The organism is Streptomyces sp. NPDC048483 (assembly GCF_040651455.1).
In the GTDB taxonomy this organism is placed as follows: domain Bacteria; phylum Actinomycetota; class Actinomycetes; order Streptomycetales; family Streptomycetaceae; genus Streptomyces.
Genome location: NZ_JBEZJZ010000002.1, coordinates 119591 through 131270 on the forward strand (window position 1 = coordinate 119591; position 11680 = coordinate 131270).

Below are 11680 nucleotides of genomic sequence, written 5' to 3' on the forward strand. Positions count from 1 at the left end.
GCCGTTCTGTACAGGTGCCAAGGCCGGGCTCCGCTTCTGACGTGCGGTGCCGGGGGCACCGCAGATCCCTCTGAAGTTCCGTCTGACGATCCGTCCGACGGACGGATTGAACCGGATTCCCTCCTGCGCCACGCGACACCCGCGGCGGACACGCCTTGAGCCACTGGATCGGACCAGGGATGCGTGTCCGCGCGCGGCTCCGGAGGTCATGCACGGACCGGCCCGGTCGACCCCCGTACGACCAATTCCGGCTGAAAGACGAACTCGGTGCGCTGTACGGGATTTCCCTGGATCTCCTCGATCAGCGCGCCCACCGCGGCGGTGGCCATCGCCTGCACCGGCTGTCGCACCGTGGTCAGCGGTGGGTCGGTGAAGGCGATGAGCTGCGAGTCGTCGAAGCCGACGACGGAGAGGTGGCCGGGGACGTCGAGGCCCCGTTGGCGGGCCGCGCGGACGACGCCGAGTGCCATCAGGTCGCTGCCGCAGACGATGCCCGTACAGCCGTCGTCCAGCAGAGCGGCGGCCGCGGCGTGGCCGCCCTCGACGCTGAACAGGGTGTGCTGGATGCGCCGTTCGGCCTGCCCCCTCGACAGGCCGAACGACCCCTCCAGCGCCGCCGCAAAGCCCTCGGCCTTGCGGCGGGAGGGCACGTAGCGGGCGGGTCCTACGGCGAGGCCGATGCGTTCGTGCCCCAGCTCGGCCAGGTGGCGTACGGCCATCCGGGCCGCGGCGCCGTCGTCGGGTGAGACGAAGGGCGCGTCGATGCGGTCGTTGTAGCCGTTGATCAGGACGTACGGGACTCCTCGCGAGGTCAGACGGGTGTAGCGGGACGGGTCGGCGCTGGTGTCGGCGTGCAGGCCGGAGAGGAAGACGATGCCGGTGACGCCGCGTTCCTCGAGCTGCTCGACGAGTTCGTCCTCGGTGGCGCCGCCGGGCATCTGGGTGCACAGGACCGGTGTGTAGCCGTGGCCGGCCAGGGACTGCTCGATGATCTGGGCGAAGGCCGGGAAGATCGGGTTGGTGAGTTCGGGGATGACGAGGCCCACCAGGCCCGCGCTGCGCCGTTTCAGGCGTACGGGGCGTTCGTAGCCGAGGACGTCGAGGGCGGCGAGCACGCGTTGCCGGGTGCTCGCCGCAACGCCTGCCTTGCCGTTGAGGACGCGGCTGGCGGTGGCCTCGCTGACCCGCGCCTGGGCGGCGATGTCGGACAGGCGCGGGGTGGTGCGGGGTGTCGGCAGGGTCACTCCTCCCACCAGACGGTGGTGTCGGCTGCAACCACACAGTCACCCGCGGTGTTCAACTGATGACGGGATGTGGAGAGGGGAGAGGAAGTGGAGAGGGGGGAGGAAGTGGAGAGGGGGGAGGGGGCCGAAAGATGACGGGATGAGAGGAGGACGCGGCCGGGGGGCTCGGGCAGCGTCACCGCCGCCTGAGTGGTGTTGACGGTGCAGACCAGGCCGCCGGGGCGGCGGAAGGCCAGGACGCCGTCGGGGGCGTCGAGCCACTCGACGGTGTTGCCCGCGCCCAGGCCGGGGTGGCGGCGGCGGAGGTCGAGGGCGGTGCGGTAGAGCTCCAGGGTGGAGTCGGGGTCGCCGGTCTGTGCCTGGACGGTGAGCCGGGCCCAGTCGGCGGGCTGGGGCAGCCAGGTGCCGGTGTCGCCGAAGCCGTACGGGGGCAGCTCGCCGGACCACGGGAGGGGCACGCGGCAGCCGTCACGGAGGCCGTCCTGGCCGTTGGCGCGGAAGAAGGAGGGGTCCTGGCGGACGTCGTCGGGGAGGTCGGTGACCTCAGGAAGGCCGAGTTCTTCGCCCTGGTAGATGTACGCCGAGCCGGGCAGGGCGAGCATGAGGAGGGCGGCGGCGCGGGCGCGGTCGAGGCTGCCGCCGAGGCGGGTGCGGTGGCGTACGACGTCGTGGTTGGACAGGACCCAGGTGGCGGGGGCGCCGACCGGGCGCATCGCGTCGAGGGACTCGTCGATGACCGCGCGGAGGTCGGGTGCGTCCCAACCGGTGTTCAGGTAATGGAAGTTGAAGGCCTGGTGGAGTTCGTCGGGACGGAGGTAGAGGGCGGTGCGTTCGGCAGTGGGGGTCCAGGCCTCGGCGACGGCGATGCGGTCGCCCTCGTACTCGTCGAGGACGGTGCGCCAGGAGCGGTAGACGTCGTGCACGCCGTCCTGGTCGAAGAAGGGGAGAACGTGATGACCGAGGAGTTTGAGCTGTTCGCCGTGGCCCGTGTCGGGCAGGCCGGCGGCCTTGACGAGGCCGTGGGCGACGTCCACCCGGAAGCCGTCGACGCCCAGGTCCAGCCAGAAGCGGAGGATGGAGCGGAACTCGTCCTGGACGGCGGGGTGTTCCCAGTTGAAGTCGGGCTGTTCGGGGGCGAAGAGGTGGAGATACCACTCACCGTCGGGGAGGCGGGTCCAGGCGGGGCCGCCGAAGATGGACTCCCAGTCGTTGGGCGGGAGTTCGCCGTTGTCGCCGCGTCCCTTACGGAAGTGGAAGCGCTCACGGGCGACCGATCCCGGGCCCTCGGCCACCGCCCGACGGAACCATTCGTGCTGGTCGGAGCAGTGGTTGGGAACGATGTCGACGATGATGCGCAGGCCCAGGTCATGGGCGTCGGCGATGACGGCCTCGGCGTCCGCGAGGGTGCCGAACATCGGGTCGATGGCGCGGTAGTCGGCGACGTCATAGCCGCCGTCGGCCTGCGGGGAGGCATAGAAGGGGCTGAGCCAGACGGCGTCCACCCCCAGATCGCGGAGATACGGCAGGCGGCTGCGGATGCCGGCCAGGTCCCCCATGCCGTCGCCGTTGCCGTCGGCGAAGCTGCGCGGATAGACCTGGTAGATCACCGCATCGCGCCACCAGTCGGTGGCAGGAGTGACGTTGTGCTGGTCGGTCATGTCATCCCTTGGTGGTGCCGGCGGTCAGACCGGAGACGAGGTGGCGCTGGGCGAAGGCGAAGACGAGCGCGGCCGGTACGGCGATGATCACGGCGGCGGCGGTCATCGAACCCCAGTCGTTGGTGTACTGGTTGACGAAGGTCTGCAGGCCACCCGCCAGCGTCAGGTTCTCCTCGCCGGTCATGAAGGCGGAGGCGTAGGCGACCTCGGCCCAGGCGGTGACGAAGGTGTAGAAGCCGGTGACGGCGAGGCCGGGGCGGGCCAGCGGCACGACGAGCCGCCAGAAGGTGCCGAAGGGGTTGAGGCCGTCGACGCGTCCCGCTTCGTCGATCTCCACCGGGATGGTGTCGAAGAAGCCCTTCATCATCCAGGCGCAGAACGGGACGGCGATGGTCAGGTAGGTGATGACGAGGCCGGCGGGCTGGTTGAGCAGGCCCAGGGTCGCCATCAGGTTGTAGAGCGGCACGATCAGTACGGCCACCGGGAACATCTGGGTGATCAGCAGCAGCCACATCAGCGGGCGCATACCGGGGAAGCGGAAGCGGCTGACGGCGTAGCCGGTGGTGGCTGCGATGAAGACGCCGATGACGGTGGTCAGGCCGACGACGATGACCGAGTTCTGGAACCAGGTCAGGAATGCGGTGTCGGCCAGTACATGGGTGTAGTTGGCGACCGTGAAGTGGGTGACGGGGCTGGTGGAGAAGGCGTCGTTCTTGGGTTTGAAGGACGTGATCAGCAGCCAGAGGGGCGGGAAGACGGCGATGACGGCCGTCAGCGCGAGGGCGGCGTGCAGTCCGACGGACGCCAGCGGGTGACGCTGGTTGCGCTTACGGGTTGCGGGCTTACCGGCTGCGGGCTTGCCGGCTGCGGGCTTGCGCGGCATGGGCTTGCGGGATTCCGCACTGCTCGTTGCGGGCTTGCTGGACATGGTCACCACACCTCTCCCTGCTTGCGCAGCGCCCGGCGGTAGACGACCGCGACGGCCGAGAGCAGGACGAGGATGAGGACGCCCCAGGCCGCGGACTCGGAGAAGTTGCGGGGGCTGTCGACGAAGGAGAGCCGGTAGGCGTAGGTCACCAGGATTTCGGTGGCGTCGCCGGGGCCGCCCCTGGTGAGCAGGAAGATCACCGGGAACATGTTGAAGGTCCAGATGGTGGAGAGCAGGATGACGGTGCTGCTGACGGCCCGCAGCCCCGGCATGGTGATGTGGCGGAAGCGCTGCCAGGGACGTGCGCCGTCCATTTCGGCGGCCTCGTACAGCTCGCCGGGGATGGACTGGAGACCGCCGAGGAGCGTGACGAGCATGAAGGGCACGCCCAGCCAGACGTTGACGGCGATGACCGAAAGTTTCGCCCAGGTCGGGTCGTTGAGCCAGGGCACGGCGTCGATGCCGCCGCCGGCCAGCAGCTTGTTGAGGATGCCGTTCTTCTCGTTGTAGAGCATTCGCCAGGTGAAGACGGAGATGAAGGCAGGGATGGCCCAGGGCAGGATCAGTGCAAGGCGGTAGAAGGTGCGGCCCCGGAGCTTCCGGTTGAGCATGTTCGCCAGGGTCAGGCCGAGCAGGAACGTGAGCGCCACGCAGGCGACGGTCCATACGACGGTCCAGCCGAGGCGGTCCCAGAAGACCCCGTCGGAGAGCACCGTCCGGTAGTTGTCGAGGCCGGTGAACTTGTAGGTGGCGGGGATGTGGTTGACGCCGATGTCGCGCTGGACATTGGCTTCGTTGGCGTCGGTGAGGGAGAGGAAGACGCCGCGCACCAGCGGGTAGCCGATGATCACTCCGATGACGACGACGACCGGGGCCACCATCGTCCAGGCGTACCAGTGGGTGCCGAGGGCCCGGCGCACCCGTCCCCCGGCGCCGGCCCGTTCCCGTACAGCGAGGGTCACTTGTAGTCCTTGAGCAGCTTCCGGTAGGCGGCGCCGGTCGCCTTGGCGGCCTGCTCGGGCGTGGCGGCGCCGGTGAGCACCTTGTTCATCTGGACCTTGATCGGCTCGAAGAGGGAGTTGCCCTCGGCGATCCAGGGACGCTGGACGGCACCGTCGACGGCGGGCTTGAAGAACTTCACCATCTCGTTGTTCTTGACGGCCGGTACGGCGTATACGGACTTGCGGGTGGGCAGCAGGCTCAGCTTCTGGGTGGTCTCCTGCTGGACCTTGGCCGAGCTCATGTACTTCACGAAGGCGTAAGAGGCCTGAAGGTTCTTGCTGCCGGCGTATACGGAAAGGTTCCAGCCGCCTTGCGGTGATCCTTGCTTCACGCTGCCCGCCGGTACGGGGGCGACGCCGAGGTTCTTCTTGTCCTTGAAGGCCTCGCCCGCGCGGGCGCCCTCGATGTCCCAGGGGCCGTCGACCGCCATCGCGACCTTGCCGTCCTTGAGGGCCTTGAGCTGGTTCTCCTGGCCGTCGGTGGCGTCGGTGACGGCGGCCTTGGAGTCGACCAGGTCCTTGATGGCCGCGAAGGCCTTCACGCCCGCGGCATTGTCGATCTGCACGGTCTTCGAGCGGGCGTCGATGGTGGTGCCGCCCTCGCCGTAGAGGTAGGGCAGGAACCAGTAGGGGTCGTCGCCGCGCAGGTAGAGGGCGGTGGCGCCGGTCTTGGCCTTGATCTTCTTGGCGGCGGCCTTCAGCTCGGCAAAGGTCTTGGGCACGCCGACGCCCGCGTCCTTGAGGAGCTTCTTGTTGTAGAAGAGGCCGAGGGTGTCGATGACCTGGGGTGCGGCGTAGGTCTTGCCCTTGAACTTGGTGGAGCCGACGGCCTGCGGGAGGTAGTCGCCGGTCTTGTCGAGGGCGGGGGTGCCGTCCAGGGGGGCGAGGTAGCCGAGGTTGGCGAAGTCGGCGACCCAGGCGACGTCGGTGCGCATCACATCGGGGGCGCCGGAGTTGCCGCCCGCGGCGTTCTTGAACTTGGCGTTGGCGTCACCGAACGGAACGTTCACATACTGAACGTGGACCTTGGGGTGTTCCTTCTGAAAGCCCTCGGCAAGCTTGCGGTAGGTCGCCTTCTCCGCGTCGTTGGAGGTGTCCCAGAAGGTAACGGTTCCGGACAGTTCGCCGCCGCTGTCGGCACTGCCGCCGCCGTCACCCCCGCCGCACCCGCTCGCCGCCAGCGCCAGGCCTGCTACCAGCGCGGTGGCGGTGATACCACGGATGCCAGGTATGCCACGCCGCATGTGAACTCCTTTGGGGATCGCCGTAGATGGCGGTCAGGAACGTAACAGCGCTGCAAAAAAACCGAAAGACTTTGCGGCAAATTGCTGCAAGCTCACTGGAAGAAATTTCAGCGAGATGGCCGGAAGGGCACCCATACGGCCCCCTGGACACGTCACCCCGCGCCCGCCCGAGCGTTGACTCCGTGAAGGCACCAAGGCCTCTTGACCTCGACAGGGACGGCAGATGACCCAGGAGCTCACCACCCCCAGCCCCGCCCCCCGGGCCCCCGCACCACGCCGAGGTTCCGGATGGTGGCGGGACGCGGTCATCTACCAGATCTACGTCCGCTCGTTCGCCGACAGCGACGGCGACGGCATCGGCGATCTGCGCGGCGCCTGCGGGAAGCTGCCGTACCTCAAGGCGCTGGGTGTGGACGCCGTCTGGCTCACCCCGTTCTACGCCTCACCCCAGGCCGACGGCGGCTACGACGTCGCCGACTACCGCGCCGTCGACCCGCTCTTCGGCAGCCTCGACGACGCCCGGGACCTGATCCGCGCCGCCCATGACGCGGGCCTGCGGGTGATCGTCGACATCGTCCCCAACCACACCTCCGACCGCCACCCCTGGTTCCAGGACCCCGAGCTCTCCCGGCAGCGCTATGTCTTCCGCCCCGGCAAGGGCGAGCGGGGTGAGCTCCCGCCCAACGACTGGGAGTCGGTCTTCGGCGGCCCCGCCTGGACCCGTACCGAGCGGGGCGACTGGTACCTCCACCTCTTCGCCCCCGAACAGCCCGACCTGAACTGGGACAACCCCGATGTCCACGCCGAATTCGCGGACATCCTGCGCTTCTGGCTGGACCTGGGGGTCGACGGCTTCCGGGTCGATGTCGCGCACGGCATGGTCAAGGCACCCGGCCTGCCGGACATCGGCCGCGGCGAACAGGCCAAGCTCATCGGCAGCCAGGTCCTCCCCTTCTTCGACCAGGACGGCGTGCACGCCATCCACCGCTCCTGGCGGCAACTGCTCGACGGATACGGCGACGCCCACGGCAAGGAGGTGGTCGGCGTCGCCGAGGCCTGGGCCCCCAGCGCCGAACGGCTGGCACTGTACGTACGCCCCGACGAGCTGCACCAGGCCTTCAACTTCCCTTACCTGAACGCTACTTGGGACGCGGCCGACCTCCGCGCGGTCATCGACGCCTCTCTCGACGCGATGCGCCCGGTCGGCGCCCCCGCCACCTGGGTCCTGTCCAACCACGACGTCGTACGCCACCGCACCCGCCTCGGCGGCGGCCTCGACCGCGCCCGCGCCGCCGCCCTCCTCATGCTCGCCCTCCCCGGCTCCGTCTACATCTACCAAGGCGAAGAACTCGGTCTCCCCGAGGTCACCGACCTCCCCGACCACGTCCGCCAGGACCCCTCCTTCTTCCGCGCCAACGGCCAGGACGGTTTCCGTGACGGCTGCCGCGTGCCCCTCCCCTGGTCCGGCGAGCTGCCCCCGTACGGCTTCGGGCCCGGCGGCAGCTGGCTGCCGCAGCCCGCCGACTGGCGCCGGCTGACCGTCGAGGCGCAGACCGGTGACCCGTCCTCCACCCTGGAGCTCTACCGCACCGCCCTCGACCTCCGCCGCCGCCTGCCGGGCCTGGGCGACGGCGAGCTGAGCTGGCAGCCCGCCCCCAAGGGACTGCTCGCCTTCCGCCGCCCCGGTCTGCTCTGCACGGTCAGCCTCCTCCCCCACCTCGTCGAATTCCCGCTGCCCGGACGGCCGCTGGTCTCCAGCGCCCCGGTGACCGTCGACGGCGGCTCGGCCGTGGTCCCCGGGGACAGCTGCACCTGGTGGGCAATCTGACATGCGCCCGGTACAGTCCCGTCCCATGACCGCCCGGCTCTCCGATATCGCAGCACAGGCGGGTGTCAGCGAGGCCACCGTCAGCCGGGTTCTCAACGGAAAACCCGGTGTCTCCGCCACCACCCGCCAGTTGGTGCTGGCCGCCCTCGATGTGCTGGGCTATGAACGCCCGGTACGGCTGCGGCAGCGCAGCGCGGGCCTGGTCGGGCTGATCACACCCGAGCTGGAGAACCCCATTTTCCCGGCCTTCGCCCAGGTCATCGGGCAGGCGCTGACCCGCCAGGGCTATACGCCGGTCCTCGCGACGCAGACGCCGGGCGGCTCCACCGAGGACGAGCTGACCGAGATGCTGGTGGACCGCGGTGTCGCCGGCATCATCTTCGTCTCCGGGCTGCACGCCGACACCTCCGCCGATATGCAGCGCTATGCGCAGCTGCGCGGCCAGGGCGTGCCGTTCGTCCTCATCAACGGCTTCTCCGACAAGGTGCAGGCGCCGTTCATCTCCCCCGACGACCGGGCCGCGGTCGATCTGGCGGTCACCCACCTCACCGCGCTCGGCCACCGGCGGATCGGGCTGGCGCTCGGGCCCGAGCGGTTCGTTCCCGTACAGCGCAAGATCGCGGGCTTCGCCCGCAGCATGCAGGAGCGGCTGGACCTGAGCCCGGCCGAGGTGGGCCCGCTCATCCAGCACTCCCTCTACACCCTGGAGGGCGGTCAGGCCGCGGCCCATGCGCTGATCGACCGCGGGGTCACGGCCATTGTCTGCGCCAGCGACATGATGGCGCTCGGCGCGATCCGTGCGGCGCGGCAGCGGCAGCTGGACGTACCGGGCGAGATGTCCGTGGTCGGCTTCGACGACTCCCCGCTGATCGCCTTCACCGATCCACCGCTGACCACGATCCGGCAGCCGGTGACGGCGATGGGGCAGGCGGCCGTACGGGCGCTGCTGGAGGAGATCGGCGGTACCCCGGCGCCGCACAGTGAGTTCGTCTTCCATCCGGAACTGGTGGTGCGCGGTTCGACGGCGTCGGTCCCGAAGACGGCGAGGGTGCCGAAACCTGCCCGTACCCCCTGAGACGGGTATCGGGGATTTCCCCGGTTTTTCCGCCGGTTCCCCTCAGGGTTACAGGGGTCCGGCATCCGTCCCAAGAGGGATACAGACCTTCGAATACCCGACCGAAGAATGATCGACGACACGCCCGTTTCTGGCAGACTGTCTGCCTATGGGTGATGCGCATGTGAGGACTTTGGACGGTCGGCCGACCACCCCGTCACCTCCTGAGGGGAGCGCGGACCGCCCGTCGAGCGGCCGCCGATGGGCCCGGCTGCGCACCCCTCGTGCACCGCGACTGTGGGTCGAGATCCTGCTGATCGCGGTGAGTTACTGGACGTACTCGCTCATCCGCAACGCCGTACCCGAGCAGAAGGCGAAGGCGCTGCGGAACGCCGACTGGATCTGGCAGGCCGAGCACTCCCTGGGCATCGCTGTCGAGCACACCGTCAACCACGCGGTGAATTCGGTGACGTGGCTGATCGTGACGATGAACTACTACTACGCGACCCTGCACTTCGTCGTGACGATCGGCGTGCTGATCTGGCTCTACCACTGGCATCCGGGCCGCTATGCCGCCGCCCGGCTGGCACTCTTCGCGACCACCGGAGTGGCGCTGATCGGCTACTACTTCTACCCGTTGGCGCCGCCCCGGCTGATGCCCGCCGGCGGCTTTGTCGACACCGTCGTCCAGCACGACACCTGGGGCTCGATGGCGTCCGGCAACCTCGCCTCGATGTCCAACCAGTACGCCGCGATGCCGTCGATGCACATCGGCTGGTCCCTGTGGTGCGGCATCACCATCGCCATGCTGGCAAGGCCGCTGTGGGCCCGCATCCTGGGGCTGCTCTACCCCACCGTGACGCTGCTGGTCATCGTCTCCACCGCCAACCACTTCTGGCTCGACGCGATCGGCGGCGTCCTCTGCCTGACCTTCGGGTTCACGATGGCGCTGGGGTGGTACGGCATGCTGCCGCACCGGCTGGCCCGTTACGTGACGGCGCCGGATGTGAATCTGCTCAGGGCGGGGTGAGGGGGCGGGGCCGATCGTTCCGCGCCCCTGTCACTGCCCGCGCGGTCAGCTCGCCTCGCGGTGCACGACATGCCCGCCCGTCATCGTCAGACGTACGGGGGCGGTGCCCAGCTCGTCGGCCGGGGCGGTGACCGGGTCGACGGCGAGAGCCGTGAGGTCGGCGCGGAAGCCGGGGGTGATGCGGCCCGCCGCCGACTCCTCGCCGGCGGCGAGGGCGGCGTGGGACGTGCAGCCCTCCAGAGCCATCAGGCCGGTCAGGGCCTGGTCGGGGGTGACGGGAGCGATGCCGGGTTCGCCTGCCGGGCGGCGGAGGCGGGCGGTGGCCAGGACCTGGCGGGGGTCGTGGTGGGCGATCGGCCAGTCGGAGCCGAGGACCAGGACCGCGCCGGCGTCGCGCAGGTCGCGGCAGCGCCAGGCGCGGGCGGCGCGTTCCTCGCCGACCCGCTGTGACCAGGCGTCGGTGTGGTCGGCGCGGGTGTAGGCGGTGTGGGTGGGCTGCATGGAGGCGGCGACGCCGAGGCGGGCGAAGCGGGTGAGCTGTGCGCCGGGGACGGTCTCGATGTGCTCGATGCGGTGGCGGTAGCGGGCGCCGATCCGGTCGTCGCCGAGCAGCTCGACGGTGTCCAGGACGTGCCGTACGGCGGCGTCGCCGATGGCGTGGGTGGCGGTGCGGACGCCCGCGCGCGCGAGGTGGTGCACGGCGTGGGTGTAGGCCGCCGGGTCCGGCCAGAAGGCGTCGGTGCCCTGGCCGTGGCAGTCGGCGTGCTCCAGCCAGGCCGTACCGCCCTCGATGGTGCCGTCCATGAAGAACTTCACGCCGCCGACCCGCCAGTGGCGGCCGGCCAGGCGCTGCAGCTCGATGAGGTGGTCGAGGCCGGCCTTGTCGATGCCGGGCATGCACCAGGGCGCGAGGCGGAGGCGGACGGGGAGTTCGCCGTCGGCCTCGATGGCCGCCAGCAGCTCGGGGACGTCGTCGTTCTCCATGTCCATGACGTGGGCACCGGTCAGGCCGCCGGCCGCCATCTCGCCCAGGAGGCCGAGGAGGCGGGCGCGGCGGTCGGCGGTGGTGGGACGTGGGAGCACCGACATCAGGAGGTTCATCGCGGCGTGCTCGACGAGGTGGCCGGTGGGACGGCCGTCGGCGTCGCAGACGACGCTGGCGCGCTGTACGAACTCACGCGGGCCGTCGACGCCTGCCGCCTCCAGGGCGCGGCCGCTGGCCAGGGCCGAGTGTCCGTCGTAGAGGCGGATGAAGGCGGGGGCGCCGCCGAGCGCGTCCTCGATCAGATCGCGGTGGACCGGGGCGCCGGCGAAGACGTTGTGGTCCAGTCCCCAGGCGGTGAGCCACTCCCCGGGGCGCAGGGCGCGGGCGGCCGCGGCCAGGGCGGTGCAGAGGCCGTCGAGGTCACGGCAGTCGGAGAGGCCGAGGCCGGTGGCCATTTCGACGCCCCAGACGGGATGGCTGTGCCCGTCGACCAGCCCGGGGGTCAGGGTCGCCCCGGCCAGGTCGATGACCTCGGTCCCCGCGCCGCGCCAGTCCCGCACGTCCCGCTCCGTACCGACCGCGGCGATCCGCCCGTCCTTGACCGCCACGGCCTCGGCCGTGGGGCACGCGGGGTCGAGGGTACGGACCTGGGCGCCGGTGAGGACGATGTCGGCGACGGTGAGCGGGGCGGACATACAAGCTCCTTGG

Annotated in this window: 9 protein-coding genes; 3 read left to right on the plus strand and 6 right to left on the minus strand. The window is 70.1% G+C overall.

Going from position 1 to position 11680, the window contains the following annotated elements:
* Positions 1-206: 206 nt before the first annotated feature.
* From AB0D04_RS01620 to AB0D04_RS01640, 5 genes are all read right to left on the minus strand, one after another.
* Positions 207-1244 (minus strand): LacI family DNA-binding transcriptional regulator, encoded by a 1038-nt coding sequence (locus tag AB0D04_RS01620; RefSeq protein ID WP_362698005.1) that lies wholly within the window; start codon positions 1242-1244, stop codon positions 207-209.
* Entirely contained in the window at positions 1241-2902 is a 1662-nt protein-coding gene (locus AB0D04_RS01625) for a glycoside hydrolase family 13 protein (protein WP_362698007.1), read from the minus strand. The genes AB0D04_RS01620 and AB0D04_RS01625 overlap by 4 nt, the downstream gene beginning before the upstream one ends.
* Position 2903: 1 nt before the next feature.
* A complete protein-coding gene (locus tag AB0D04_RS01630; protein WP_362698262.1) occupies positions 2904-3785 on the minus strand; it encodes a carbohydrate ABC transporter permease in 882 nt (293 codons plus the stop codon).
* 47 nt (positions 3786-3832) lie between these two features.
* Entirely contained in the window at positions 3833-4711 is an 879-nt protein-coding gene (locus AB0D04_RS01635) for a sugar ABC transporter permease (protein WP_362698265.1), read from the minus strand.
* Positions 4712-4788: 77 nt separating this feature from the next.
* The gene (locus tag AB0D04_RS01640) at positions 4789-6075 is read right to left on the minus strand and encodes an extracellular solute-binding protein (protein ID WP_362698010.1); all 1287 of its coding nucleotides are present in this window, start codon (positions 6073-6075) and stop codon (positions 4789-4791) included.
* Positions 6076-6298: 223 nt separating this feature from the next.
* Between AB0D04_RS01640 and AB0D04_RS01645 the strand changes: the two genes are divergently transcribed.
* The 3 genes from AB0D04_RS01645 to AB0D04_RS01655 all read left to right on the plus strand — a co-directional run bounded on the left by AB0D04_RS01645 (position 6299) and on the right by AB0D04_RS01655 (position 9987).
* A complete protein-coding gene (locus AB0D04_RS01645; RefSeq protein WP_362698013.1) occupies positions 6299-7903 on the plus strand; it encodes an alpha-amylase family glycosyl hydrolase in 1605 nt (534 codons plus the stop codon).
* A gap of 25 nt (positions 7904-7928) precedes the next feature.
* Entirely contained in the window at positions 7929-8978 is a 1050-nt protein-coding gene (locus AB0D04_RS01650; protein WP_362698016.1) for a LacI family DNA-binding transcriptional regulator, read from the plus strand.
* A 148-nt stretch (positions 8979-9126) separates the two neighbouring features.
* Positions 9127-9987: a phosphatase PAP2 family protein gene (locus AB0D04_RS01655; protein WP_362698019.1), complete on the plus strand. Its 861-nt coding sequence runs from the start codon at positions 9127-9129 to the stop codon at positions 9985-9987.
* Between the two features lie 45 nt (positions 9988-10032).
* Here the strand turns inward: AB0D04_RS01655 and AB0D04_RS01660 are convergent, their stop codons facing one another.
* Positions 10033-11667 carry an amidohydrolase gene (locus AB0D04_RS01660; RefSeq protein ID WP_362698022.1) on the minus strand — a complete coding sequence of 545 codons (1635 nt, stop codon included), beginning with the start codon at positions 11665-11667 and terminating at the stop codon, positions 10033-10035.
* Positions 11668-11680 lie beyond the last annotated feature (13 nt).